Source organism: Frigoribacterium sp. CFBP 8759 (assembly GCF_014841655.1).
In the GTDB taxonomy this organism is placed as follows: domain Bacteria; phylum Actinomycetota; class Actinomycetes; order Actinomycetales; family Microbacteriaceae; genus Frigoribacterium.
This window is the reverse complement of the sequence record NZ_JACYUH010000002.1, coordinates 13,819-40,305: the sequence shown is the minus strand read 5'-3', so window position 1 is coordinate 40,305 and position 26,487 is coordinate 13,819. Positions and strand designations below refer to the sequence as shown.

The following is a 26,487-nucleotide window of genomic DNA, read 5'->3' as shown; positions in this document are numbered from 1 at the left end:
CCGTGCAGTTCACGCCCTCGGGGTGCCTGCCGATCCCGCGATCTGAGGACCACATGAACGTCGACACCCGCACCGCCTCACAGCCCTCCCGTTCGAAGGGCAGGTCCCGGCGCCCCCTCACCACCTTCCTGCTCTCCTTCGTGGCGTTCTGCCTGCTCGGCGGTACCTGGGCCATGGCCAACCCCCTGATGTCTCTCCCCGACGAGCCGGCGCACACCATCCACGCCGCAGCCGTCGTTCGGGGTGAATGGTCCGGCACGCCCACCGGCAAGGGTGGATGGACAGACGTCGAAGTCCCCGAGTACATCGCGATAGCCCACGACCTGCCGTGCTTCGCCTTCCGCAACGCCGAGTCGGCCCAGTGCCAGATGCTCGTCCCGGACTCCGAGGTCGAGACCACCGTGACGACCTCGGCGGGTTCCTACGACCCCGCTTACTACGCCGTCGTGGGCCTCCCGTCTCTCGTCCTCGAAGGGAAGGCCTCCTACTACGGCATGAGGGGCGTGAGCGTGATGCTCGTCTCCGCGTTCCTGGCCCTCGCCGTCGTCGCCCTGTCACAGCTCAGGCGACGGGGGTTCGCCCTCCTCGCCCTCGCCGTCGCGATCACCCCCAAGGTCCTCTTCCTGGCGAGCGGCATCAATCCCAACAGTCTCGAGATCGCCTCGGCCGTCATGCTGTTCTCCTGGCTGAGCCTGCTGGCCCAGAGATGGCGTGAGGACGGCGTCCCCCCGGTGCGCATCGCCATGGTCGCCGTCGCGGCCGTCGCCCTCGCGAACAGCCGCAGCATCGGCCCGCTCTACGTCCTGATCATCGTCCTGGCGACCCTGTTCGACCTCGAACTCGTCAAGCGCCTCCTCCGATCCCGCGCCTTCTGGGTCGGCGTCGTCGCGATCGGCGTCGGGACCGCCTTCAGCCTCGCCTGGACGGTCCTCTCGGCGAGCCTCAGCGTGTCCACCGAGAGCGCGGGCACAGGCACGGGCTTCGGTCTCGCCTTCCGGACCATGGCCTTCCTGACGTTCGAGAACCTGACCGGCTACGTCGGCATCTTCGGTTGGCAAGAGGTCCCCGCACCCTTCACCACCGTGGCCATCTGGGGCGGGCTGATGTTCGCCTTGGCCGTCGCCGGGCTGTTCCTCGGCCGGGGCCGACCGCGTCGCACCGTCCTGCTGCTCATCCTGGCGTTCCTGTTCATCCCGCCGCTCATGCAGGGCTACGCAGCGGCCGACTACGGCTACATCTGGCAGGCACGCTACCTGCTGGCGATCGTCTGCCCTCTCGTCATCGCCGGAGGCATCGCCCTCGACGACGCCTTCCCGACTGCGTTCACCCTGCCTGGTGCCCGCCGCCTCGCGGGCTTCGTCCTGGTCATCCTCGCCATCATGCAGTTCCACACCTACGTCTGGAATCTCCAGCGCTACGTGCTGGGAATGCCCGATGGCTGGTCGCGCATGTTCACCGATCCCGAGTGGCTGCCACCGGGCGGGTGGTACATCTGGGCTGCGGTCCTGCTCGTGACCCTCGTAGGCGGTGCCGTGCTCCTCGGCCGGGCGGCGTTCTCGCCGATGGACGACGTTCCAGCGACCGACGCCCCGTCGCTCGGAGCCTCGGATCGTGCCGACACGCGGCTGGAGGAACCCGCCGTCGATGATCGCGCCTCCTCGGTGCGGCCCCCCTCCGCCTGACGCCGCGAGGCGATCCACCCCGGCCGGGTGGAAGCACGAACGGGTGGCAGCCTCGTCGGCTGCCACCCGTTCGTGGTCTCGCCCCAGGGGGCCTCAGACGGTCAGGGAACGGTCACCGTCCGGCAGCCGAGGTTCAGCTGCCCCACGCCCGACGAGTCCTTGGCGGTGCCGCACACGGTCCGGGAACCGGGAGCGGCGGGGACGACCGCCCCGAAGCCGTGCAACGGACCCGAGGTCGGGTACGACCGCGCTACGTCGGGACGGCTCTGGTCGGCGACGACCGTGGCGCCGGCGGCACCGTCCACGGTGAACGCGACGGGCAACGGCGCAGCCGTGTCGGGATCGACCACCCAACCGTTCACCCGGACCCCTCCGGTCGTCCCGACGGCCGACTCGAAGTTGCCGACCGGCAGCGCGCCGCCGACCACGACGGTCCGGCATCCCAACGTCGTGTTGCTCGTGCCCGCGCCCTGGTTGATGGCGTAGACGCAGACCGAGTGGGACCCGGCCGACGCCGTCACCGTCGAGCTGAAACCGTGCGCTGCTCCGTAGGCGGGGTAGTTCCGGGCGATGTCCGGGCGAGCGTTCGACGCGGTCGTGACGAGTCCGACGCCGTCGACGTACACGTGGACGGGGATCGACGCAGTGGTGTCACCGTCGAGGGCCCATCCGGCGACCGTGATGGCGTTCGCCGAGGTCGAGACGACGTCGAGCGCTCCCACCGGTGTCGAGCCGACCGCCGTGACCGTCTTGCAGCCGAGGTTCGAGTTGCCCCCCGCGCCCTGGTTGATGGCGAAGAAGCACACCGAGCGCGCGCCCGCCGAGGCGGGCAGATCAGCCGTGAAACCGTGTGCCGCCCCGTTCGCCGGGTACGCGCGCCCGATGTCGGGTCGTTGCCCGGAGGCGCGTAGGGGGTACCCGACGCCGTCGACGTAGGCGTGGACGGCGATGGAGGCGGTGCTCTCGGGGTCGAGGGCCCATCCGTTGACGCGGACTCCGCCAGGAGCGGCGACGACCGAGTCGACGGCACCGACCGGGGACGCCGACGCGATCGTGACGGTCCGGCAACCGAGGGTCGTGTTGCCGTTGCCGCGCAGGCCGATGGCGTAGACGCAGACCTCGTGGACGCCGGGGGACGCCGGGACGGTGCCCTGGAAGCCGTGGTTGTTGCCCTTGGACGGGTACGCAGCACCCACGTCGGGTCGCGACCGGTCCGCCGTCAAGGGGTACCCGGTCTTGTCGACGTACACGTGCACCCCGATGGGCGCGGGCAGGTCGCGATCGAAGGCCCACCCGTTGACCGAGACGGACTCGAGACCGGTCGTCAGTGAGTCGAGCGCGCCCTGCGGACCGTTGCCACCGGTCGTCGAGCCGAACCAGTCGGTGAAGTACACCCAGAAGTTGCGGTTGCCGTAGGCCGAGCACGAGTCGCCCGTCCCGTTGAGGTTCGCGAGCGCCGGGGCGTTGGGCGTGTAGGGCGTGTAGTAGTACAGGTTGGCGGTCGCCTGGTTCTTGATGAAGACGGACTTCGATCCGCAGGCGGCGTTGGGGTTGTAGAGCACGGTCCGATTGCCACCGGGCGCGTACTGCGTGAAGTAGTTGCTCGTCCCGGCCGGGTTGGCGTACCGCTTGAACTGCCACGACGCCTTGTAGAGCTGGTTGTAGACCCCGGCGAACGACGGATCGCAGCCACCGTTGGCACTGTCCGGGCAGGCGTACCCCATGGCACGCTCGAGCCGGGCATCGGACGGGGCCCTGGCGATCGAACCCGAGACCAGGCTCTGCTCCTTCTGCAGCGTCACCAGCAACACCTGCGGGTTGATGCCGCAGGCCTGGGCGACCTTGGCGATGATCCGCGAGACCGGCTCCTGGCTCGCCCCCTGATAGGCGTTGCACATCGCGTCGGCCGGACGCGACGCCGTGTCGAGGCGCTTCACGTTGAGGCAGTTCGAGTTCGAGCAGCTGCCGATCCGGGACGCGAGGAAGGACTGCACCTGCGATTCGGACATCGCCCCCGAATTGAAGAACACCTGGTCCGTGATGATGTTGCCCGGGTCGAAGTCCGCCCCCGAGAGAGCCTGGGCCGGCGGCGAGGACGCCCCCCATGACAAGCCGGTCAACAGACCGGCGGCGACGGCGACGGCCGCAGCCATCGCGATGATCCTTCTGGACACGGGTGGCCTCCCTGGGGCACGCGGTCGAGGCGCCTCCCCACCGCCGCCCCCTGGCGGCGTGCCTCGTCGTTCGAGCGGGAGACCGGATGCGAAGCCCGACCAGTCCTCCGACTTTAGCCTCCCGTACCCCGACCGGAAGGCCGTGTCCCCCGAAGACGGGTCAGCGGTCGATCGGCCTCAGCGACTGCTCGACACGCCGACGCGCACTTCTCGTCACGCCCGAGCGCCGACGCGAGACGAGCGCCCCGGCGACCGCCGACGGCAGCCCACGGCACACCGAGCCCCAGTCCCGACGTGACAGCTGGGCCCCGCGGGGGCGCGCCAGATCGATCAGGAGGCGCGCGAGGGTCCGCAGCGTCACCCGCGCCACGAACCCTGCCGAACCGTTGCGGACGACGACGAGCAGGCGGTTCCGCATGCTCTGTCGCCGCACGAGGGCACCGCTGCCGGCCGAGCTCGCCGCGTGTCGATGGATCGTCCGGGCCGAGGCGGCGTGCACGATCTCGAGGCCCGCGAGCCGGAGCCGCCACGAGACGTCGAGGTCCTCGTAGTACATGAAGAGCCCCGCGTCGAAGCCCCCGACCGCCTCGAGGGCCGTCCGCCGGACGAAGGCCGCCCCTCCCGAGAATCCGAAGGGGTCGGCAGGATGGTCGACGACGTCGTCCGAGGGCTGCAGCCAGTCTCGATCGCGACCGTTGCCGTCGGGGGCGAGTTCGACACCGGTTCCGTTCAGCAGGCCGACGGCCTCGGGAGCCGACGACCGGAGCCACGCCGTCCCGCGGCCGTCGACCAGCGCACCCTCGTCCCGAGGGGTGGCGCGTACGAAACCGCCCTCGAGCGTCACGGTGGCCGAGGCGGCGGCCACCCGAGGTCCGCCGGCGCGCAGGGCTGCAAGGCCCGCCTCCACGAAGCCGGGTTCGGCGACCGCGTCGTTGTTCAGCAGCACGACGACGTCACCGCGCGAGGCCTCGATACCTCGACGCACCCCACCCGCGAAGCCGGCGTTGGTCGCCTCTTCGACCACGACGAGATCGGGAACGAGGCGTCGGAACGGTTCGGTGCCGCCAGGCGACGCCTCGTTCTCGACGAGGACGATCTCGAACGAGGCGCTCGCTCGCTGGCCGACGAGCGACTCGAGGCAGCGCAGCGTGAGTTCGGGTTGACGCCAGTTGACGACGATCACGGATGCGTCCATCCGACCATTCTGGCAGCGCCGGGGGCGGGTGCCGGTGACGCCCTCGTATAGTGGGAGCGCACTCGCGGGGCCCACCGGCCCGCACCACCGTCCTTGGGAGTACCCACCGTGCCTGTTTCCACGTCGAGCGTCGTCTCGGTCGTCATCGTCAATTTCCGCGGGACGGACGACACCCTCGAGTGCGTCGCCCGCCTCACCGAGGTGGATTGGCCGACCGACCAGCTCGAGATCGTCGTGGTCGAGAACGGTTCGGGCGACGACAGCCGCCAGCGTCTCGAGGCCGCGCTCGGTGGCCACGCCAACGTCAAGATCGTCGTCTCGAAGGACAACCTCGGGTTCACCGGTGGCAGCAACCTCGGCGCCAAGAAGGCCAAGGGCGAGTTCGTGGCGTTCCTGAACAACGATGCCAAGCCCCACCCCGGATGGATCCGTGAGGCGCTCGACCAGTTCAACGTCAGTCCTCGGGTCGCGGCAGTCGGCAGCAAGGTCCTGGACTGGGACGGCAAGGCCATCGACTTCGTCCAGGGCAGCCTCACCTGGTTCGGCATGGGTTACAAGGACCGCGTCACCGAGGTCGACGACGGCCAGTTCGACACCCCGAAAGACCTGCTCTTCGGCACGGGCTCCGCCTTGTTCGTGCGCAAGTCCGTCTTCGAGCAGGTCGGGGGCTTCGACGAGAAGCTGTTCATGTTCTACGACGACGTCGACCTCGGCTGGCGACTGAACATCCTGGGCTACCGGGTCCGATTCGCACCGCAGTCGATCGTCTTCCACAAGCACCACGGCTCGATGAAGAGCTTCGGCGAGCACCGAGAGATGTACCTGCTCGAGCGCAACGCCCTGATGCTGCTCTTCAAGAACCTCTCGGACGAGAGCCTCGCGAAGTTCCTGCCCGGCGCCCTCGCGTTGCTCGCCCGCCGCGCCGTGGCCAAGAGCGGCCTCGACTCCGAGATGTTCGACATCCGCCGCTTCGTCGGGGCGGCCGACGAGTTCGACCCCGAGACCCCCGTGTCGAAGGACACCATGGCGGGCCTCTTCGCACTCGACCAGTTCGTCGCCGAGCTGCCCGATCTGCAGGCCGCGCGAGACGACCTGCAGGCCCGCCGGACCAAGACCGACGGAGAAGTCTTCCGGCTCTTCGGCGACATCTTCAAGCCGCTCTTCGGCGACCCCTACTACCTCGAGGGTTTCCGCTCCATCGTCGACGCCTTCGACATCCGCGAGCACACCCAGCGGACGAAGGTGCTCGTCATCACGGGTGATGCCATCGGCGACAAGATGGCCGGGCCGGCCATGCGGGCCTGGAAGATCAGCGAGGCCCTCTCCGAGCACAGCGACGTCCGGCTCCTGACCTGGAACGTCGCGGCCCGCAAGTCCGACCTCTTCGAGGTGGATCGCGTCCGCCTCCAGAACGAGCACGAGATGAAGGCGCACGAAGAGTGGGCCGACGTCATCGTCTTCCAGGGCCACGCCCTGCACCACTTCACGACCCTCAAGAGGTCGAAGAAGATCATGGTCGCGGACCTCTACGACCCGATGCACCTCGAACAGCTCGAACAGGGCCGAGAGTGGGGCCTCGCGCAGTGGAAGAACCAGGTCGCCTCGGCCACCGACGTCCTCAACGAGCAGCTGCTCCGAGCCGACTTCTTCCTCTGCGCCTCCGAGCGTCAGCGTCTCTTCTGGCTCGGGCAGCTGGCCGGCCTCGGGCGCATCAACCCCGAGAACTACGCGGCTGACGAAAACCTCGAGAAGCTCATCGCGATCGCCCCGTTCGGCATGGACTCCACTCCCCCTGCGCGCACGCGCAAGGCCATCCGGGGCGTCGTCCCGGGCATCGGCGAAGACGACAAGGTCGTCATCTGGGGCGGCGGGATCTACAACTGGTTCGACACGCTCACCCTGATCCGTGCCATCGCTCTGCTCGCCGAACGGCGCCCGGACGTCCGCCTGTTCTTCCTCGGGGTGGCCCACCCCAACCCCGACGTGCCCGAAATGGCCATCGTCGCGCGGACCCGCCAGCTCGCCGCCGAGCTGGGAGTCGCCGGCAAGAACGTGTTCTTCAACGAGCAGTGGGTCGCCCTCGACGACCGCGCCAACTACCTGCTCGAGGCCGACGCCGGCGTCAGCACGCACTACGACCACATCGAGACGACGTTCTCCTTCCGGACGCGCATCCTCGACTACATGTGGGCGAACCTGCCCATCGTCACGACCCGGGGTGACAGCTTCGGCGATCTCGTCGGCGCCGAGGGGATGGGTGTGGCCGTCCCCGAGCGTGACGTCGAAGCACTCGCCGACGCGCTCGAGTCCGTTCTCTACGATCCCGAGGTGACGGCGGCGACCCGGGACGCGGTGTCCCGGGTTCGCGAGGACTTCACCTGGGAGAAAGCACTCTCCCCGCTCGTGGAGTTCTGCCGTGACCCGCACGTCGCACCGGACCGTGCCCTCGAGAGCACGGCGGTCACGACCGTCAAGGCGCTGCGCGGCAAGGTCGCCAGGTCGAGCGAGGAGAAGTTCCACGAGATCGCCAACCGCCGTCACGGCGTCGCGCGCGACCTCGCGCTCGCCCGCCACTACGTGACCGACGGAGGCGGCATCGAGGTGCTGCGCAGCAAGGTGCAGAACCGTCTGGCGACCATGCGCGCCAGCAAGTACGGCAAGTACGGCAAGTAGGCTCCCGCCCTCCCGTGAACCGGTCCGCCTCAGCCGACCGGGGTATAGTGCTTCAGTTTTGACCACGAAGGGGTCCACGCCCATGACCACCACGACACCGAGCAGTACGTCGGGCGAGCGCTTCGAGCGCCTCGCGAAAGAGCCCATGGTCGTCGCGGGCCAGCCGTCGAAGGTCTTCGGCGGCACCTTCGGCATCGTGCGTGAGATCTACTCGCACCGGCAGCTCCTCGACCTGCTGATCCGACGCGACCTCAAGTCGCGCTACAAGGACAGCGCGCTGGGGTTCCTCTGGACCCTCATCCGCCCCATCACCCAGCTGATCATCTACTACGTCGTCCTCGGGCAGATCCTCGGCGCCGCGCGCAACATCCCCGAATTCGCGGTCTACATCTTCTCTGGCCTCACGATCTACGGCTTGTTCAGTGAGATCATCGCGGGCTCGACGTCGTCGATCGTCAGCAACGGTGGCCTGATCAAGAAGGTCTACACGCCTCGAGAGATCTACCCCCTGGCGAGCATCGGCTCGGCCCTCTTCAACTTCGGCATCCAGATGGTCGTACTGATCGGGGCCACGATCGTCACGGGCAGCTTCCCGGCGCACCTCGACATCCTGTACTTCTTCCCGTCGGTGCTCCTCATCCTGATCTATGGCACGGCGTTCGGACTCCTGCTCGCCGCCTTGAACGTCTACCTGCGCGACATGCAGTACCTGGTCGAGGTGTTGTTGATGCTCGCGATGTGGGCATCGCCCATCGTCTACGCCTGGACGATGGTCTCGAACGCCCTGACAGGTGGCCGTGAATGGCTGCTCGGTCTCTACACCGACAATCCGATCACCCTCGCTGTGCTCGGATTCCACCGTGCCTTCTGGATCGCCGGCGACGACTCGTCGTACCCGGCCGACCTGTTGCTGCGCATGGGCGTCGCCGCCTTGATCGGGCTGGTGCTCGTGTACGCGTTCCACCGCGTCTTCGCCCGCCTGCAGGGCAACTTCGCCCAAGAGCTCTAAACCCGAACGGACGTCCCGCACCCATGAGCACCGATCAGTTGTCGACCCCTCTGGCCTCACCCGATTCCCCCGCTGGCTCGCCCACCGTGGTGTCGATCGAGAACGTGTCGAAGAAGTTCGTCATCCGCAAGGACAACTCGCTGAAAGAGCGTCTCGTCACCCTCGGACGCGCCGGTCGTCGGCACAGCGAGGAGTTCTGGGCGTTGAAGGACGTCTCGCTCGAGATCCCCGCCGGCAGCACCATAGGTCTCCTCGGCCCCAACGGCTCCGGCAAGAGCACCCTGCTGAAAGCCATCGGCGGCATCATCGAGCCCACGTCCGGGTCGATCAAACGTCGTGGTCGACTCGCCGCCCTGCTCGAGTTGGGCGCTGGCTTCCACCCCGACCTGACCGGCCGGGAGAACGTCTTCCTGAACGCCTCCATCCTGGGTCTCAGCCAGGCCGAGACCGAGGACCGCTTCGACGACATCCTCGCCTTCTCGGGCATCGGCGACTTCATCGACACCCAGGTCAAGTTCTACTCGTCGGGCATGTACGTGCGGCTCGCCTTCGCGGTCGCCATCCACACCGATCCCGACGTCCTGCTCGTCGACGAGGTGCTGGCCGTCGGTGACGAAGCCTTCCAACGCAAATGCCTCGACAAGATCCGCGAGTTCCAGCGACAGGGCCGCACGATCATCCTCGTCAGCCACTCGCTCGGGCAGGTGCAAGAGCTCTGCGACCGGGCGGTCGTCCTCTCCCGAGGCGAGGTCAAGTTCGCCGGGTCGGCAGCGGACGCGGTCAAGAACTTCCGCGACATCCTCGAGGGTCGGCGAATCGCCGAGGCAGAAGCCGCCGAACCCGAGGTCGAGGCGGCGCCCGGCCGCGTCACCGCGACCGAGGTCTTCGTCGAGGGACGCGCCGCCGGCGAAGAGCTTCAGCCCGGAGACACCCTCGTGGTCCGCATGCACTACAGCCACAGCACGCCCCTGCAGACGTGGCATTCGGGGTTCAAGATCGAGACGAACCTGGGCACGCAGGTCTACGGAACCGACAGTCGTCGGATGGGTCTCCGACACGCCCCCCTCGACGGGACGGCCAGCGTCGAGTACCGCCTCGACGACATCCAGTTCGGAGGCGGGCCCTACTTCGTCCACAGCTTCCTCGCCGCGGCCGACGGGTCACACATCGCCATCCAGCGTCAGGCCGCGCGGTTCGTCATGGCCGACGACGAGTACGCGGCCGGAGTCGTCCGCATCCCGGCCACCGTCCGAGAGCTCGAATCCTGAGCGGACGCGGCCCGGGGACGGTCCTGCTCGACGCGACGTCCATCCCTCCGACCAAGGGCGGCGTCGCGCGATACATCGCCGGGCTCCTGACGGGTCTCGGCGAGACGGGAACGGTCGTCACGGTCGTGGTCAAGCCCGACGATCTCGACTGGCTCCGCGAGCAGGCACCGACCCACCGCTACGTCGCGGCTCCGTCGCTGGTGTCCCGTCGGCCGATGCGGCTCGCCTGGGAACAGATCGCCCTCCCGGTCCTGGCCCACCGCCTCGGCGTCCAGACCCTCCACTCGCCCCACTACACGTTCCCGATTGTCCTCAGCCGACGCACGGTGGTCACCCTGCACGACGCGACCTTCTTCAGCAGCCCCGGCGACCACTCCACGGGCAAGCGGCGTTTCTTCTCCGTGTGGACGAAGGCTGCTCGACGTCGGGCACGTGCGGTCGTCGTGCCCAGCGCCAGCACGGCGGCCGAACTCGACCGTCACGTCGGCCCGTCGAGGGCACCCGTCGTCGTCGCGCACCACGGGGTCGACCGGGCGGTCTTCCACGCTCCGTCGACCGACCAGGTCCGGGCGTTCGCCGAGGTGAACGGGCTGACGACCGACCCGGGGTGGATCGCCTTCCTCGGGACGGTGGAACCCCGCAAGAGCGTGCCGTCCCTCATCGAAGCCCACCGCCTCCTCGGGCCCGACGCTCCTCCGCTCCTCGTCGCCGGTGGTCTGGGCTGGGACGCGGACGCCGCGCGGACCTTGACCGAGGCGGGCAACCGTCCCGGAGCAGCGCTCCGGCACCTCGGCTACCTCCCCCTCGACGACCTCTCCGCCTTCCTGGGCGGGGCGAGCGTCGTGGCGTACCCCAGCACGGGCGAAGGGTTCGGGTTGCCCGTGCTCGAGGCGATGGCTACGGGCGCTGCCGTCCTGACGACGCGGTCGACGGCTCTGCCCGAGATCGGTGGCGACGCCGTCGCCTACGCCGAGGCGACCGTCACCTCGCTCAGGACGGCGTTGTCGGCGTTGCTCTCCTCACCCGACGAGCGGTCCCGCCTCGGTGCCCTGGCACGAGAACGTGCCACACTCTTCACCTGGGCGCGGTGCGCGCTCGCGCACGACGAGGCCTACACGACACCATGACCACCCCCACCCGTTCCGACGAGCCCACCGTGGCGATCGTCACGGTCAGCTACAACTCCGGCCGCTACCTGAGCGCTTTCCTCGCGTCGACCGAGTCCGCCTCGGCGGAGCCGACCCGTCTGGTCGTCGCCGACAACGCGTCGAACGACGTCGACGCGGCCCGGACGACGACCGAGGGCGCCGGTGGTCGTTTCGTCGAGGTCGGGGCGAATCGCGGCTACGGCACGGCGGTCAACCGGGCCGTCACCCACCTGCCGAGTTCGGTCCACCACGTCCTGATCTCGAATCCCGACGTCGTCCTCGCCCCCGGCGTCGTCGACGTCCTGCTCGACACCCTCCGCTCCGGCGACGACATCGCCGCGGTCGGCCCGGCGATCGTCGAAGCCGACGGTGAGCCCTACCCCTCCGCTCGACAGATCCCCTCGTTGCGAACAGGCCTCGGTCACGCGCTGTTCGCGAACCTCTGGCCGACGAACCCCTGGTCTCGCTCGTACCGGCGCGAAGGCGAGCACGAGGCCCGGCGCGACACCGGCTGGCTCTCCGGTGCCTGCCTACTCGTGCGTCGCGACGTGTTCGACGAGTTGGGAGGGTTCGACGAGCGCTACTTCATGTACTTCGAAGACGTGGACCTGGGCTATCGCATCGGCCTCTCCGGCCGCCGGAGCGTCTACGAGCCCGCCGCCACCGTCGTCCACGTCGGCGCCCACTCGACGCGCGAGTCGTCGGACGCGATGCGACGTGAGCACCACCGCAGCGCCTACCGTTTCCTCGCGTCGAAGTACCGCGCGTGGTACCTCTGGCCCGTCCGCGCCGCACTCCGCGTCGCTCTCGAGGCTCGCTTCCGGCTCGGCGGGCTCCCCCGCCGGGCGTCCACCCCGAACCCGACGGGAAAACGATGACGCTGGCAGTCACCGCCATGGTCCGCGACGAGGCGGACATCATCCGCCGATGGGTCGATTACCACGTGGCTCAGGGCGTCGACGTGATCATCGTCACCGACAACGCCTCGACCGACGGCACCACAGAGATCCTCACCGAATTCGAGGCCGCAGGAACGATCGTCCTGCACCACGACCCCGAGCACCGGAAACAACAGGGTGCCGTCGTGACGCGCATGGCCCGAGAAGCCGCGACCGTCCACGGTGCCGACTGGGTCGTCAACGCCGACGCCGACGAGTTCCTGATCCCCCGGGACCGCTCGCTGCGGTTGGCCGACGTGTTCGCGCGACTCGACACCGGCCTGGGCTCGTTCTCGGTGCCGGTAGTCAACATGGTCGGGCCCGTCGCGCTCGACGGTCCCGGCATCGACCGGCTCGTGTGGCGTGACGAACGCACCAACGACGAACTCCGGGCGGTCGGCGTGCTCGCCCAGCCGACCACCAACGCGGTCCACGTCGCCGACGCCGACGTCACCGTCGCACAGGGCAACCACGTGGTGAGCATCGCCAGCACAGGTGCACCTGCGCAGGGGCTCGAACTCGAGGTGCTCCACCTTCCGTGGCGCTCCTGGACGCAGTTCCGGCGCAAGGTCGAGAGCGCAGGACTCGGGTACCTCGCCAGCCCTCATCTGACCCCCAGTCCCAATCACCACGGCATGCGCGACTACCGTCGCCTGCTCGACGGCACGCTCCTGTCCTACTACGCCGCCCGGCACGTGACGGATGCCGAGGCCGCCGAGGGTCCGTTCCGCCTCGATCGCTCGCTCGTCGAGTTCCTCGCGGTGGTGCCGCCCTCCGGCCCCTACCCGCCCGACGTCCCGTTCACCGAGCCGGTCGACCGGTACCTCGGCGGGCTCGGCCGTTCGCTCGTCGGCCGCGACGAACAGATCTCCCGGCAGGAGGCGCGGCTCGACCAGGCCGCGCAGGCCCTGTCGGACGCCGAGGACGAGGCCGCTCGACTCCGTCGACACGCCGCCGGGTTGGAGGACGAGCTCGCTCGCACGCGTGCGGAGGTCGGGGCGATGAAGAACCGCCGGATCGTCAAGCTCGTCGACGGAGTCCGCGAACGAACCCGACGCACGAGATGAACCGTCGGTTCCGCCGCGCGTCCCGAGCGGTCGCCCGGATGCTGCGCGTCGAGCGCGTCTACGACCGTGGCCTCCGATCCGCACGCGTGGCGGCCGAACGACGACGGGACAGCCGTTGGCAGGCCGTCATCGGCGAGTTCCTGCGAACGGGCGTCTCGGTGTCGACCAGTGGCGCCTGGGGCCGCCCCGACTCGGCCGGCATCCCGATGGTCATGTGCCTGTGGAACCGACCGGACCGGCTGCCTCACGTGCTCGACATGCTCGCGGCACTCGACGCCGAGCGTCCGGTCCGCCTCCTCCTGTGGAACAACAACGCGGCCGACGCGGCTCGCTACGCAGAAGCCGTCCGTGGCGCCGCGACCGGGAGCCTGGTCAGCGTGGATCTGGTCCAGAGTCCAGTGAACATCGGCGGTCTCGCCCGCTTCGTCGCCGCCCGTCTGTTGTGGAACGCCGGGTACCGCGGACCGGTCGTGATGTTGGACGACGACCAGGACGTCTCATCCCGTTTCGTCACGGATCTCCTGGCGGACTACGAGTCCCGATCCGTGGTCTCCTGGTGGGCCTTCAGTCAGCACGGATCGTACTGGGCCCGCGCCGAGATCGCTCCGGGCTCCCCCGCCGACCACGCCGGCACGGGCGGCACGGTGTACGACTGCGAACTGGTGTCGGACGACGCGTTCTTCGCTCGCCTCCCCCGCCGGTTCGCGTTCCTCGAGGATCAGTGGATGTCGTTCTTCGCACACGCCAAGGGCTGGCGTGTCGTCAAGGCGCGTACCGACATCAGCCTCGTGTCCGAGGAGTTGAACCAGTACCACGCCCTCAAACCCTTGAAGGACGTCTTCTACCATTTCCAACGACAGGTGGGACCGGCCTACGTCGTGGGCAGCGTCCGTCGGTCCGGCTGGGGCGACGGTCGGCTCCGGTCAGGTGGAGCGGCTCCGTCTCGAGCCAGCTGAGGCGTGAGGCCGGCCACACGACGAACGACGACACGAGACCGACCGGAACCCTCCGGTCGGTCTCGTGTCGTCGGTGGTCGGCGAGCCGACGTCAGTCGGCGAGGAGCTTCTGCAAGTAGAGACCGTATCCGCTCTTGGCAAGCGGAGCGGCCAACGCGGCCAGGTGCTCGTCGTCGATCCACCCGTTGCGCCAGGCGATCTCCTCGATGCAGCCGATCTTGTGACCCTGGCGATCCTCGATCACCCTGACGTATTCGGACGCCTGCATCATCGACTCGAAGGTGCCGGTGTCGAGCCACGCGGTGCCGCGGTCGAGGACCTGTACCTGCAGTTCGCCGGCCTCGAGGTAACGCTCGTTGACGGTCGAGATCTCGAGCTCTCCCCGAGCACTCGGCTCGATGGTCTTCGCGATCCCGACGACGGCGTTGTCGTAGAAGTAGAGACCGGGGACGGCGAAGTTGCTCTTCGGTGCCAGGGGCTTCTCCTCGATGGAGACGGCCTTGAACGCCTCGTCGAACTCGACGACCCCATAGGCCTTGGGATCGGCGACGTGGTAGGCGAAGATCGTCGCGCCCTGGACGTCGGCGTTCTTCTTGAGGTTCGAGCCGAGTCCGACGCCGTGGAAGATGTTGTCGCCGAGGACCAGGGCGACGCTGTCGTCACCGATGAAGTCCTCGCCGATGACGAATGCCTGGGCCAGGCCGTCGGGCGATGGCTGAACGGCGTACTCGATGGTCATGCCCAGCTGCGACCCGTCGCCGAGCAGTGCCCGGAACTGGTCGTTGTACTCGGGCGTGGTGATGACGAGCACCTCGTGGATGCCTGCCATCATCAGGGTCGACAAGGGGTAGTAGACCATCGGCTTGTCGTAGATGGGCATGAGCTGCTTGGAGATGCCCTTGGTGATCGGCCAGAGACGCGTGCCGGACCCGCCGGCGAGGATGATGCCCTTCATGTCATTCGCCCTCTCCGGCGGCGTGTGCCGCATCCAGGGACGCATAGTAGGCGCGCATGTCGTCCCACGTCGGCAGGAGCCCGGCGACCGCCGCCTCGGCCAGCGTCGGCGCAGAGGTGTCCTTCGGTGAGAGCAGGGGCTCACCGGCACCCTCGGGGAAGACGAGGCCGATCTCGGGGTCGAGGGGGTCGATCCCGTGTTCGCGCTCGGCGTGGAACGTGTCGGAGACCAGGTAGCTGACCGTCGCATCGTCGGTCAGCGCGACGAACGCGTGCCCCAGGCCCTCGGACAGGTAGATGGCGCGCCGGTCTACGTCGTCGAGGAGCACGGAGTCCCATTGGCCGTAGGTGGCGGAGCCCACCCGGATGTCGATCACGTAGTCGAGGACCGCACCATGCGTCGCGGTGACGTACTTGGCCTGGCCGAGCGGGACGTCGGCGAAGTGGATGCCTCGGACGACACCGCGCTTCGAGACGGAGGTGTTGGCTTGACGAAGCTGGACGGGGTGCCCGACCACCTCGGCGAGCTTGTCGAAGCGGTACCACTCGAGGAAGACGCCCCGGTCGTCACCGAACTGCTTCGGGGTGATCTCGTAGCTGTCTGGGATCTTCAGTTCGCGGATCTGCACCGGGGCAGCTTACCAAGAGCCGGCGCGGGGCACGGAAGCGCCGATCGCGGCTCGCGCACTGCAGCCCCGGTCACCGCCGCGAGTAGTCCGCGTTGGTCTTGAGCTCGGAGCGTGGGATGGACAACGACGCGAGGATGTCGTAGAACCCCTGGCCGTTGATGTCTCGTGGTGCCATGCCGACGGCACGCAGGGCGGTGACCGTCGACTCGGTGGTCACGTGCCGCAGCATGCGTGGCGCCACGACGCAGACGTAGCCCCGGCCGACCTCGGGCAGGTTGTCGTAGCAGTGCAGGACGAGCATGTTTTCTCCTAGAGGTCAGGGACGCCAGTAGTCGGCGTTGGTCGTGAGCGCAGAACGTGGGATGGACATCGCGTCGAGCAAGCCCTCGAAGTCTCGTCGGGAGACCACGTCGAAGTAGGGGATGCCGACGGCTCGGACGGCGTTCACCTGCCCGATCGTGGTGAAGTGACGCAAGGACCGCATGCCCAGGAGAGCCGTGTAGCTCGTCCCGACCCCGGGCATGGACTCCGGGACGCGGACCGCGACGAGCCCGGACGTGTCGCGGACCGCCGATGCAGGACCCGGGTACGCCGCCACGTAGTCGAAGTGCCAGGCCTCGGGCCGGGAGAACGTGTTGCCCGTCGGCGCCCAGCCGTATCGCCCGCAGTTCGCGTCCATCCACCGCTTCGCCGACGACCCCGCCGCGTCGACCCCGGCGCCGAAGTCGCAGGAGATGCCCCAACCGTGGTTCGAGGTGCCCGGATAGGCGGCCAGGTTGCCGGTGCCCGCCTGGTAGCGGTTCCAGTAGTCGACCTGACGGTCGTACGAGCGGTAGCCCTCGGTGATGTGCAGGGGACGGCCGACGGCCGCCTGGAAGGCGAGGCCCATCGCGAAGTACTGCCGAGCGGCGTCGTCCCGCAGGAAGCCCGATCCGCCGACCGACGCGGGCACGGGGACCAGGAGGCCCGACGGGATGCGGCCGTTGGCCTGGCCTCCCCACGCCTGGGTCGCGGCCTGCGCGAGAGCCGACTCGATCGTCTGGACGCCGTCGGACGTCTCGCCGAGCGTCGTGGCGGCCCGACCGGACTGGGTCGAGAGCAGTCCCGAGGCACCCGCACCGGCGACGGCCGCGAGGCTCAGGAGCCCCCGGCGGCCGAGGACGGGGCCCAGGTCACGTGCCGAGGGCACAGAGGTATCAGGGCGCATGGAACGACGTTTGCACGCCGGCCTGCCATCGGTCTACCCCCAGAGGCAGGGGGCACGTCCGCGTCGAGGGCCTCCGGACCACTCGGTCAGCCGTCCCCGTCGGCTAAGATCGACCGACTCTTCCGCGACCGACCTGCAAGGAACACCTGTGAAAATCCTCGTCACCGGCGGAGCCGGCTTCATCGGCTCCAACTTCGTCCGCCGCACGCTCGAAGACGCCTATCCGGGCCTCGAAGGGGCCGAGGTCGTCGTCCTCGACGCGCTCACCTACTCGGGCAACGAGGCCAACCTGGTGAGTGTCGCCGACTCCCCCCGTTACACGTTCGTCAAGGGCGACATCCGTGACGGCGCCCTGCTCGACACGCTCTTCCCCGAGGTCGACGCCGTCGTCCACTTCGCCGCAGAATCCCACGTCGACCGCTCGGTCCGCGACGCCTCGATCTTCGTAGAGACGAACGTGCTGGGAACGCAGCAGCTGCTCGACGCCGCCCTGCGCAACGACCTGAAGCGCTTCGTGCACGTCTCGACCGACGAGGTCTACGGCTCCATCGCCGAGGGCTCCTGGGCCGAGGACCGTCCGCTCGAGCCCAACTCGCCCTACTCCGCCTCGAAGGCCGGGAGCGACCTGCTCGCCCGCAGCTACCACCGCACGCACGGCCTCAACGTCTCCATCACGCGCTGCAGCAACAACTACGGCCCGTACCACTTCCCCGAGAAGGTCATCCCGCTCTTCGTCACGAACCTGATCGACGACGTCCACGTGCCGCTCTACGGCGAGGGCAACAACATCCGCGACTGGCTGCACGTCGACGACCACACCCGTGGCATCGCCATGGTGCTCGTCGGTGGTCGCGCCGGAGAGATCTACAACATCGGCGGCGGCACCGAGCTCACCAACAAAGCACTCACCGAGATGCTGCTCGAGGCAACCGGCAAGGACTGGTCCTACGTCGACCGCGTCCAGGACCGTCTGGGCCACGACCTGAGGTACTCCGTCGACATCTCGAAGATCCGCGACGAGCTCGGCTACGAGCCCCAGGTGCCCTTCGAGAAGGGTCTCGCCGAGGTCGTCCAGTGGTACCGCGACAACCGCGAGTGGTGGCAGCCGCTCAAAGAGCGCGCCGCTCTCTGATGGCCGCCGCCCAGAACTCCAAGTACCTCGTCACCGGGGCCCGGGGCATGCTCGGCACCGACCTGCTCGAAGCGCTCTTCGGGCGAGACGTCACGGTCCTCGGCCGTGCCGACCTCGACGTGACCGACCGGGATACCGTCTTCGCCGCCGTCCAGGGACACGACGTCGTCATCAACGCCGCCGCGTACACCGCCGTGGACGCGGCCGAGACCGACGAAGAAACCGCATTGGCCGTCAACGGCACCGCCGCCGGTCTGTTGGCCGAGGCGACGGCATCCGTCGGGGCGAAGCTCGTCCAGGTCTCGACCGACTACGTCTTCGACGGCGACGCCGCATCGCCCTATGCCGAGGACGCCACGATCGCGCCGGTCAGCGCCTACGGCCGCACCAAGGCCGAGGGAGAGAAGCTCGCCCTCGCCGCCAACCCGGAGGGCACCTTCATCGTGCGCACGGCGTGGCTGTACGGTGCCCACGGGGGCAACTTCGCGAAGACGATGGTCAAGCTCGCGGGCTCACACGACACCGTCAAGGTCGTCGACGACCAACTCGGCCAGCCGACCTGGACGGCCGACCTCGCGGCCCAGATCGTCGCGCTGCTCGACTCCGACGCTCCGGCCGGCGTGTACCACGGCACCAACTCCGGCAGTACGAGCTGGTTCGAGTTCGCCCGGGCCGTCTTCGACGAAGCCGGACTCGATCCGGCCAGGGTCCTGCCGACGGACAGCTCCACCTTCGTCCGTCCCGCACCGAGACCGAGCTACAGCGTCCTCGGCCACGACGCGTGGGCACGGGCCGGCTTGACGCCCATGCGTCCGTGGAGAGAAGCGCTGGCCGAGGCCGCGAGCAGGGGAGTGTTGCAGACCGATGACCACGCTGCGAGTAGTCGTTGACCAGATCCTGGCTCCCATCCCCGGAGGCATCGGGCGCTACACGGAAGAGTTGACCCGAGCCCTCGTCGAGACGGCCCCCCGCGGCTGCGACGTCGAGGGTGTCGTGGCGGCCCACCCACAGACCGACTACGACCGGTTGACGGATCTGCTCCCGGGGCTGTCCCGTGTCGCCAAGTCGCCACTCGGTCGCCGTGAGTTGTCGCTGGCGTGGCAGGGCGGCGTCGTCGGCCTTCCCGGCCGGGGGATGGTCCACGCGACCAGCCTGCTCGCTCCCCTCTACCGTCACGACCGCGCACTCGACCCGGGAACGCAGACCGTCGTCACGATCCACGACACGGTGCCGTGGACCCACCCCGAGACCCTCACCCCTCGTGGCGTCCGCTGGCACAAGGCGATGACCAAGCGGGCCTTCAAGCACGCCGACGGCGTCGTCGTACCGACGCACAGCGTCGCTCGCGAGCTCTCCGAGCTGTTCCCCTTCGGCGACCGCCTGCGCGTCATCGGCGGCGCCGTGAGCCCCAAGCTCGCCGTCCCCGCGGACGCCGACGAGGTCGCCGATGCCCTGGACCTTCCCGAACGGTACGCCCTCAGCGTCGGCACCCTCGAACCACGCAAGGGCCTCGAGCCCCTCATCCGGGCCCTCGCACACCCCGACGCCCCCGACCTGCCTCTGCTGATCGTCGGCCCCGAAGGATGGGGAGACGTCAAGGTGGCCGACCTGGTCGCCGCGGCAGGGCTCCCCGCCGACAAGGTCCGCACGATGGGCTTCGTGTCGGACGAGCAGCTCGCCGTCCTGTTGCAGCGCGCGTCCGTCTTCGTGTTCCCCAGTCTCGCCGAGGGGTTCGGGCTGCCCGTCGTCGAGGCGTTCAGCCTGGGCACGCCCACCATCGTCTCGGATGCCCCCGCCCTCCTCGAGGTCGCAGCGGACGCGGCCGTCAGCGTGCCGCGGGAAGACTCCGCCGGCTACCCGGAGCGTCTCGCCCAGGCCATGTTCCAGGTCGTCTCCGACGTCGAACTGTCGACCCGTCTCGGCATCGCCGGGATCGACCGAGCGCGCGCCTTCAGCTGGCGGGACTCGGCCGACAAGGTGTGGCAGCTGCACGCCGACCTCTGAGCAACCCTGAGGCCCGGGTCACGACGCGCGTGACCCGCGCCGCAGGTGGGCGCCTCCTCACCCGGTCGGCTTCCGCCGATCGGCCTCGACGCACGGCCTGAGACGGGTCGTCAGGGTGCGGTGACGGACGTCGTGGCCTGCGCCACCGCGGTGCGCATCGCGTCGTAGTCCGGGTAGACGTTGTCGTAGGTGGGCGGCACGAGTTCGAGGCTCGTGATCTGCTGCGACTTCGCCTCGACGGCCAGGTCGACGAAGGCGGCCAGGGCACCCTGCGGGATGTCGGTGTCGACGGTCTGCACACCGGCCGACGCGACCGCCTGGAACTTCGACAGCACCGTCGCCGGCTGGAACTGGGACAGGAGCGCCTGCTGCACCTCGCGCTGACGAGCCATGCGGTCGTAGTCGCTGGTACCGTGCCGTGCCCTGGCGTACCAGAGGGCGTGGTACCCGTCGAGCTTCTGATCGCCGGGCTCGATCCAGCCGTCGACGTTGATCGGCTGACCGTTGCCGTCGACGCCTCCGTTGATCGGGATGCGCTGCTGCACGTCGACCTGGATGCCACCGAGCGCGTCGATGAGGTCGACGAAGCCCTGCATGTCGATGAGGGCGTAGTACTGCACCGTCAGGCCCGTGATGCCCTCGACGGCGTCGCGCATCGCCTCGACCCCGGCGTTGCTGCCCCTCGACTCGGCATCGGGGTAGAGGTCGGGATGCTCTTCCCCGTAGGTGTACAGGAAGCTCACGAGGCAGTCGTCGCCGCAGTCGTAGCCGTCGGGGTAGTCGCCGTACAGCGGTGATCCCGCGACGAAGGGCGCGTCGTACAGGTTCCGCGGGATTCCCACGATGGTGGTCGCACCGGTCTCGGCGTCGATGCTGGCGACCGAGATGCTGTCGGGACGCAGCCCCGTGCGGTCGGCCCCCGCATCACCGCCGAGCAACATGATGTTGTAGCGACCGTCCACAGGAGGTGCGGCGTCGGCCCTCGAGGTGAAGAGACTGTTCAGCAGACCGTGCTGCACCCCGGCGAGGTAGGCCCCGTAGGCGGCGGGCCCGACGGTCAGCACCATCAAGAGCACCATCGCTCCGGCGAGGAATCCCCGCGCCGAGGGGGCCGTCCGGACGATGCGGGCCAAGCGCAACGTGTCGACGGTCAGCACCACCCACAACACCGCGTAGTACGCGAGGAAGACCTGGACGATCGTCAGGGCGACGACGTTGGTCGCGATCTCGATCAGGGGCGAGCGGAAGGCGAACGCCAGGACGATGACGACGACCGCGACCGCCCAGAAGACGAGGGTGGAGGCGAGCCCCCATCGCCCGAGTCGGCGGTTGCCCGCGAGCACCTGGGCCGAGCCGGGCACGACCACGTTCAACAGGACGAGCACCCACGCTCGCTTCGTCATGAAGGGCTCGGAGGTGGCGTCGGGGTGACGCACGGGCAGGGACGTGCTCACAGTGATCGGCGCAGGTCGGCGTTCTTCTGCTCCACCAGACCGGCGAGGGACTCGGCGTGGCGGGCCAAGCGCTCGGCGACGGCCGGGTCGTGCGTGCCGATGATGCGGGCCGCGAGCAGGCCGGCGTTGACCGAGCCACCGATCGACACGGTCGCGACGGGGATGCCCGCCGGCATCTGCACGATCGAGAGCAACGAGTCCAGACCGTCGAGCTTGGCCAGCGCGACGGGCACGCCGACCACGGGAAGGGTCGTCACCGAGGCGATCATGCCGGGCAGGTGCGCTGCTCCCCCGGCCCCGGCGATGACGACAGAGATCCCCCGACCGGCGGCGTCTCGACCGAAGGCGATCATCTTGTCGGGCGTGCGGTGCGCCGAGACGACCTCGACCTCGTGCGGGATGCCCAGCTCGGACAAGATCGTCGACGCGCCCTGCATGGTGGGCCAGTCGCTGTCGGAGCCCATGACGATGGCGACCTTCGCGGGTACGGCGGGGTCGTTCGGGCGCACGTCGGTGCTCTTCGGGTCGGACACGGACTAGAGGATAGCCGTCAGTCGGTGAAGAACTCGACAGCGGCGCGCGCCCGGAAGACGGCCTCGTCGAGGTCGTCGCCGACCACGGTGACGTGACCGACCTTCCGCCCGGGCCGCGGCTCCTTGCCGTAGTCGTGGACCTTGACCGCCGGCTGGTCGGCCATGAGAGCGGGGAGTCGGTCGGCCATCGACCCGGTCGCCGGTCCGCCGAGCACGTTCAGCATGACGCTCCACGGGCGGTGGCAGCCCGTGTCGCCCAGGGGCAGGTCGAGCACGGCCCGGAGGTGCTGTTCAAACTGGCTGGTGGTGGCCCCGTCGATCGTCCAGTGGCCGGTGTTGTGCGGCCGCATGGCGAGTTCGTTGATCAGCAGGCGGTCGTCGGTCGTCTCGAAGAGCTCGACGGCCAGGACCCCGGTGACGTCGAGCCGCTCGGCCACCGTCCGGGCGATCTCGTCGGCCAGGTCGGCCAGACGACCGGCACTCGAGGGCGCCGGGGCGAAGACCTCGGAACAGACCCCGTCGCGTTGGACGGTCTCGACGAGAGGCCACGGGACGATGTCGCCGCTCGGCCGACGGGCCACGAGCTGCGACAGCTCACGCCGGAACTCGACGAGCTCCTCGACGAGGAGCGCGCCTCCGTTGCCGTCCTCGGCCAGGGCTCCGAACCAGTCGTCGGCTTCGTGCGCGGCCGAGACCACGCGCACGCCTTTGCCGTCGTAACCGCCCCGCGCGGTCTTGACGACCGCCCGGCCTCCGTGGTCGGCGAGGAACGCCTCGAGCTCGGAGGCGTCGTGGACGGCCGCCCAGTCCGGGACGGGCAGCCCGAGCTCGGTGAGCCGCTGACGCATGACGATCTTGTCCTGCGCGACGGCCAGCGCGGACGGCCCGGGGTGCACGGGCACACCCGCGTCGACGAGGGCGGCCAGGACCTGCTGGGGGACGTGCTCGTGGTCGAAGGTGACCACGTCGACCGTGCGGGCGAAATCGAGGACGACGTCGACGTCGTGGTAGTCACCCACCTGTGTGGTCGCCAGCCTGGCCGAACTGCCCTCGGCCTCGGCAAGGACGCTGATCTCGATGCCGAGGTGCACGGCGGGCGGGATCATCATGCGGGCGAGCTGGCCGCCACCGATCACGCCGACACGAAGAGCCGTCATCTGACGACCGTCCCGCTCAACTCCGGCGAGTCCGGAGTTCCACCGACCGTGCACCGGTACGTGACGTTGGCGACACCGACGTCGCCTCCTGTGTAGAGCCCGGCGACGTCGATGGTGCGCCCCCCGGGCCCCTGCACGAGGGTCTGCGACGAACGGTCGTTCCAGGTGTAGTCCGCGCCCTGCGACCTCGTGGCCTCGTTCCGACAGGCGTCGTAAGCGCGGGCGTCGGTCCAGCCGTCCGCCTGGTCGGACGGCACGGGGACAGGCGTCTCGACGGTGTCGTTCGGGTCGTCCGTCGGCGCCGTGGGGGCGACCGTCTCGGCCCCCGTGTCGGGAGCCGACGGTGATGCGGTCGACGTCGGGCTGAAGCTCGACACCGTCAGCGTCGGGTCGTCGTCGCTCGTGCACGCGGAGAGGGTGAGGGCCAGGGCCCCGGCGGTCAGCATGGCGATGAGGGCCCGGTTCGTCATGCGGTCATCGTATCGGTGGCATCCGGCCGGGCGTCGTCGACCTGCCGGACGGGGCCCGGCACCGGCACGAGATCGCGCACCCACAGCTCGTCGCGAGGCTACGGTCGCCCGAGCCCCCGGAACTCGAACCCGGCCTCGCGCCACTCGGCGGGGTCGAACACGTTGCGCGCGTCGACGATGCGTCGCCGGGAGACGAGGGCGGCGACGTCGGCCGGACGCAGCGCCTTGAACTGCGTCCATTCGGTGAGGACCAACACGAGCTCGGCGTCGCGGAGGGCGGTGGGGACGTCCCCGACGTAGGTGAGGTCGGGAGCCAGCCGAGCGGCGGTCTCGTTGGCCTCGGGGTCGTGGACGACCACGTCGGCGCCGGCGGCGTGCAGTCGACGGGCGACGTCGAGGGCCGGCGAGTCGCGGACGTCGTCGCTGTCGGGCTTGAACGCCACCCCGAGGACGGCGACGCGCGCACCGCGCACCTCGCCGAGCAGCTCGCCCGCGAGCTCGACGACGCGGTCGCGGCGGCGCAGGTTGACGGCGTCGACGTCGGCGAGGAAGTCCAGGGACTCGAGCCCCAACTCGCGCGATCGGGCCCGGAACGCCCGGATGTCCTTCGGCAGGCACCCGCCGCCGAAGCCGAGGCCGGCGTTGAGGAACCGGCGGCCGATGCGGGCGTCGTGCCCGATCGCGTCGGCCAGCTGCGTCACGTCCGCACCGGTGGCCTCGGCGATCTCGGCCATCGCGTTGATGAACGAGATCTTCGTCGCGAGGAACGCGTTGGCCGAGACCTTCACCAGTTCGGCCGTCGCGTACCCGGTCACGAGCCGGGGCGTGCCCGTCGCCAGAGCCGTCGCGTAGACCTCGTCGAGCACGGCCGTCGCCCGCTCACCGGCGTCACCCTCGGGCACTCCGTAGACGAAGCGGTCGGGCGCGACGGTGTCGGCCACGGCGAAGCCCTCGCGGAGGAACTCGGGGTTCCAGGCCAGGTCGGCCCCGGAGGAGGCGCGGACCAGGTCGGCGAGTCGGCTGGCGGTGCCGACGGGAACGGTGGACTTGCCCACCACGAGGTCGCCGTCGGCGAGGTGGGGCAAGAGCCCCTGGACCGCGGCGTCGACGTAGGTGAGGTCGGCCGCGTCGCTGCCCGGGGTCTGCGGGGTGCCGACGGCGACGAAGTGGACCTGCGAACCGGCGGCGTCGGCCGGGTCGGTCGAGAACCGCAGTCGCCCCGAGTCGAGGGCCCGGCGGAGCGCCTCGGGCAGTCCGGGTTCGAAGAACGGGGCGTGACCCGACGAGAGCAGGGCGATCTTGCCCGGGTCGACGTCGATGCCGACCACGTCGTGCCCGAGGTCGGCCATGCACGCGGCGTGCACGGCTCCGAGGTAACCGCAACCGATGACTGAGATTCGCATTGTAATATCCTATATCACGCGAGCCGGATCAGATGACCCGGTCGTCGCCCCATGAGGTGGTGTCGGTGTGTCCGACGGACTGCTCGTGCTGGCGACGCTGCGCGACGCTGTTGAGGTTCGACTCCATCAGGTCGTGCAGGGTCGATTGGACGAGGTCGGCCGACGGCACGTCCCAGAGGACGAGCGGACGGTCAAGGCCGGTGTTGATCAGGACGTCTCCGCTGCGGAAGGCGCTCTGCACCGAGTTCTTGCGCACCGTGAGGTCGTAGCCGCGGCTGTGGAGCAACTCTTGACGAGTGCGCACGAACAGCCCCTTGCGCACGACGAGGCGACGCGAGGTGATGACGTAGCGCTTGCCGAGCCAGATCAGCACGGGCACCAACCAGAGCAGCACGATGAGGGCGACGGCCGAGCCCAGCACGACGTAGTTCTGCCAGGCGACGTCGAAGCGACCGCCGAAGTAGCCGGTCGCGGCGCAGATGCCGACGAGCCCGAGGGACGGCCAGAACAGAACCCGGGCGTGGGGACGCAGCCGCGCGACGACGTACTCGGTCGGCTGTGGTCCGTCGCTGCTCACAGGCTCATTCATACCGCAGATGCGTGACGTCACCCGAAGCGACGGCCGTCAGCCCGCCGGTCGAGGCGCAACGCACGACCAGCCGGCCCGCCTCGTCGACGTCGACGGCCTCGCCCACGAGAGCAGCGCCTCCGGGGAGTTCGACGCGGACGTCGCGCCCCAACGTCGCGCAGTGCGTGCGCACCAGCGCCAGGGCACCGCTCGCCACGGCGTCGCCCCGGACCGCGACGAGGTCGGCGACGAACCGGGCCAGACCGGAGACCCAGGCCGACAGCACCGCGTCGGCGAGCTCGAGAGCCGTGCCCCGCGCACCGTGCAGACCGAGCGACGTCGAGGTCGGCGTCGGCAGCTCGTCGGCCGGCACCGTGAGGTTGACCCCGGCCCCCACGACCACGGCGCTCGCGTCGGGCCTCAGCTCGGCGAGCAGACCGCAGACCTTTCCGCCGGCCACCTGCACGTCGTTGGGCCACTTCAGCGTGACGTCGCCGCCCGGGAGGAGGCCCTGGACGGAGGCGCGCATCGCGACGCCGGCGAGGAGCGGCACCCAGCCGAGCGAGTCGACCGGCAGGTCGCCGCGGCGCAGCAGGACGCTCGCCGCGAGGGAACGACCGGGCGCGGTCTCCCACCGTCGACCGAGCCGGCCCCTCCCGGCGGACTGGTCGAGGGTCAGCCAGGTCGCCAGGTGCGGCTCGTCGACGGCGGCCAGCAGGTCGGCGTTGGTCGATCCGGTGGACTCGAGCACCACGAGACGGGGGCTGACGGACGCGCTGAGGGGGAAGTCCATCGGGTCAGCCTAGGCGGCCTCGGTTGACGACTCCTACGACGTACGACGGCGTCCACGCGTGGAAACCTCCAAC

Annotated in this window: 24 protein-coding genes; 11 read left to right on the top strand and 13 right to left on the bottom strand. The window is 69.4% G+C overall.

What is annotated here, in order from left to right; all coding sequences use genetic code 11:
* Positions 1–53 precede the first annotated feature (53 nt).
* Positions 54–1,682, top strand: coding sequence for a DUF2142 domain-containing protein (locus IFT79_RS05510; protein ID WP_192123181.1), 1,629 nt, complete (start codon positions 54–56; stop codon positions 1,680–1,682).
* A 101-nt stretch (positions 1,683–1,783) separates the two neighbouring features.
* Here the strand turns inward: IFT79_RS05510 and IFT79_RS05505 are convergent, their stop codons facing one another.
* Both IFT79_RS05505 and IFT79_RS05500 read right to left on the bottom strand, forming a co-directional pair.
* Positions 1,784–3,835: a hypothetical protein gene (locus IFT79_RS05505; protein ID WP_192123179.1), complete on the bottom strand. Its 2,052-nt coding sequence runs from the start codon at positions 3,833–3,835 to the stop codon at positions 1,784–1,786.
* 181 nt (positions 3,836–4,016) lie between these two features.
* Positions 4,017–5,051, bottom strand: a complete 1,035-nt coding sequence (locus IFT79_RS05500; protein WP_192123177.1) for a glycosyltransferase family 2 protein — start codon at positions 5,049–5,051, stop codon at positions 4,017–4,019.
* Between the two features lie 108 nt (positions 5,052–5,159).
* On the opposite strand from IFT79_RS05500, the gene IFT79_RS05495 reads away from it, so the two are divergent.
* From IFT79_RS05495 to IFT79_RS05465, 7 genes are all read left to right on the top strand, one after another.
* Positions 5,160–7,724, top strand: coding sequence for a glycosyltransferase (locus tag IFT79_RS05495; protein ID WP_192123175.1), 2,565 nt, complete (start codon positions 5,160–5,162; stop codon positions 7,722–7,724).
* Between the two features lie 82 nt (positions 7,725–7,806).
* A complete protein-coding gene (locus tag IFT79_RS05490; protein WP_192123173.1) occupies positions 7,807–8,733 on the top strand; it encodes an ABC transporter permease in 927 nt (308 codons plus the stop codon).
* 23 nt (positions 8,734–8,756) lie between these two features.
* Positions 8,757–10,001 (top strand): ABC transporter ATP-binding protein, encoded by a 1,245-nt coding sequence (locus tag IFT79_RS16240; protein ID WP_056046345.1) that lies wholly within the window; start codon positions 8,757–8,759, stop codon positions 9,999–10,001.
* The gene (locus IFT79_RS05480; protein ID WP_342211817.1) at positions 9,995–11,128 is read left to right on the top strand and encodes a glycosyltransferase family 4 protein; all 1,134 of its coding nucleotides are present in this window, start codon (positions 9,995–9,997) and stop codon (positions 11,126–11,128) included. Before IFT79_RS16240 ends, IFT79_RS05480 begins: the two co-directional genes overlap by 7 nt.
* Positions 11,125–12,027: a glycosyltransferase family 2 protein gene (locus IFT79_RS05475; RefSeq protein ID WP_192123171.1), complete on the top strand. Its 903-nt coding sequence runs from the start codon at positions 11,125–11,127 to the stop codon at positions 12,025–12,027. Before IFT79_RS05480 ends, IFT79_RS05475 begins: the two co-directional genes overlap by 4 nt.
* Positions 12,024–13,154 carry a glycosyltransferase family 2 protein gene (locus IFT79_RS05470; RefSeq protein WP_056046347.1) on the top strand — a complete coding sequence of 377 codons (1,131 nt, stop codon included), beginning with the start codon at positions 12,024–12,026 and terminating at the stop codon, positions 13,152–13,154. Before IFT79_RS05475 ends, IFT79_RS05470 begins: the two co-directional genes overlap by 4 nt.
* The gene (locus IFT79_RS05465; RefSeq protein ID WP_056046349.1) at positions 13,151–14,110 is read left to right on the top strand and encodes a hypothetical protein; all 960 of its coding nucleotides are present in this window, start codon (positions 13,151–13,153) and stop codon (positions 14,108–14,110) included. The genes IFT79_RS05470 and IFT79_RS05465 overlap by 4 nt, the downstream gene beginning before the upstream one ends.
* Positions 14,111–14,201: 91 nt before the next feature.
* On the opposite strand, the gene rfbA is transcribed toward IFT79_RS05465, so the two are convergent.
* From rfbA to IFT79_RS05445, 4 genes are all read right to left on the bottom strand, one after another.
* Positions 14,202–15,065: a glucose-1-phosphate thymidylyltransferase RfbA gene (rfbA, locus tag IFT79_RS05460; protein WP_056046351.1), complete on the bottom strand. Its 864-nt coding sequence runs from the start codon at positions 15,063–15,065 to the stop codon at positions 14,202–14,204.
* A 1-nt stretch (position 15,066) separates the two neighbouring features.
* Positions 15,067–15,693 carry a dTDP-4-dehydrorhamnose 3,5-epimerase family protein gene (locus IFT79_RS05455; protein WP_056046354.1) on the bottom strand — a complete coding sequence of 209 codons (627 nt, stop codon included), beginning with the start codon at positions 15,691–15,693 and terminating at the stop codon, positions 15,067–15,069.
* A gap of 70 nt (positions 15,694–15,763) precedes the next feature.
* Positions 15,764–15,994: a hypothetical protein gene (locus tag IFT79_RS05450; protein ID WP_056046357.1), complete on the bottom strand. Its 231-nt coding sequence runs from the start codon at positions 15,992–15,994 to the stop codon at positions 15,764–15,766.
* A gap of 15 nt (positions 15,995–16,009) precedes the next feature.
* The gene (locus IFT79_RS05445) at positions 16,010–16,900 is read right to left on the bottom strand and encodes a M15 family metallopeptidase (protein WP_192123169.1); all 891 of its coding nucleotides are present in this window, start codon (positions 16,898–16,900) and stop codon (positions 16,010–16,012) included.
* A gap of 148 nt (positions 16,901–17,048) precedes the next feature.
* Between IFT79_RS05445 and rfbB the strand changes: the two genes are divergently transcribed.
* Genes rfbB through IFT79_RS05430 form a run of 3 tightly spaced genes read left to right on the top strand, consistent with a single transcriptional unit; the run spans position 17,049 to position 20,036 of the window.
* Entirely contained in the window at positions 17,049–18,032 is a 984-nt protein-coding gene (gene rfbB, locus IFT79_RS05440; RefSeq protein ID WP_192123167.1) for a dTDP-glucose 4,6-dehydratase, read from the top strand.
* Positions 18,032–18,922, top strand: coding sequence for a dTDP-4-dehydrorhamnose reductase (rfbD, locus tag IFT79_RS05435; RefSeq protein ID WP_192123165.1), 891 nt, complete (start codon positions 18,032–18,034; stop codon positions 18,920–18,922). Before rfbB ends, rfbD begins: the two co-directional genes overlap by 1 nt.
* Positions 18,897–20,036 carry a glycosyltransferase family 4 protein gene (locus IFT79_RS05430; RefSeq protein WP_056046366.1) on the top strand — a complete coding sequence of 380 codons (1,140 nt, stop codon included), beginning with the start codon at positions 18,897–18,899 and terminating at the stop codon, positions 20,034–20,036. The genes rfbD and IFT79_RS05430 overlap by 26 nt, the downstream gene beginning before the upstream one ends.
* A 110-nt stretch (positions 20,037–20,146) precedes the next feature.
* Here IFT79_RS05430 and IFT79_RS05425 read toward each other — a convergent pair whose 3' ends face one another.
* The 7 genes from IFT79_RS05425 to IFT79_RS05395 form a co-directional block, all read right to left on the bottom strand.
* Positions 20,147–21,439, bottom strand: coding sequence for an LCP family protein (locus IFT79_RS05425; protein ID WP_192123163.1), 1,293 nt, complete (start codon positions 21,437–21,439; stop codon positions 20,147–20,149).
* Between the two features lie 47 nt (positions 21,440–21,486).
* Positions 21,487–21,954 (bottom strand): 5-(carboxyamino)imidazole ribonucleotide mutase, encoded by a 468-nt coding sequence (gene purE, locus IFT79_RS05420; RefSeq protein ID WP_173152166.1) that lies wholly within the window; start codon positions 21,952–21,954, stop codon positions 21,487–21,489.
* A gap of 86 nt (positions 21,955–22,040) precedes the next feature.
* A complete protein-coding gene (locus tag IFT79_RS05415; protein WP_192123161.1) occupies positions 22,041–23,180 on the bottom strand; it encodes a 5-(carboxyamino)imidazole ribonucleotide synthase in 1,140 nt (379 codons plus the stop codon).
* Positions 23,177–23,650, bottom strand: a complete 474-nt coding sequence (locus IFT79_RS05410; RefSeq protein WP_192123159.1) for a hypothetical protein — start codon at positions 23,648–23,650, stop codon at positions 23,177–23,179. Before IFT79_RS05410 ends, IFT79_RS05415 begins: the two co-directional genes overlap by 4 nt.
* 98 nt (positions 23,651–23,748) lie before the next feature.
* Positions 23,749–25,053 carry a UDP-glucose dehydrogenase family protein gene (locus IFT79_RS05405; RefSeq protein ID WP_123570451.1) on the bottom strand — a complete coding sequence of 435 codons (1,305 nt, stop codon included), beginning with the start codon at positions 25,051–25,053 and terminating at the stop codon, positions 23,749–23,751.
* Between the two features lie 28 nt (positions 25,054–25,081).
* On the bottom strand, positions 25,082–25,630 hold the full coding sequence (locus IFT79_RS05400; protein ID WP_342211776.1) for a PH domain-containing protein: 549 nt from the start codon (positions 25,628–25,630) through the stop codon (positions 25,082–25,084).
* A gap of 4 nt (positions 25,631–25,634) precedes the next feature.
* Positions 25,635–26,414, bottom strand: coding sequence for a biotin--[acetyl-CoA-carboxylase] ligase (locus tag IFT79_RS05395; RefSeq protein WP_192123154.1), 780 nt, complete (start codon positions 26,412–26,414; stop codon positions 25,635–25,637).
* Positions 26,415–26,487 lie beyond the last annotated feature (73 nt).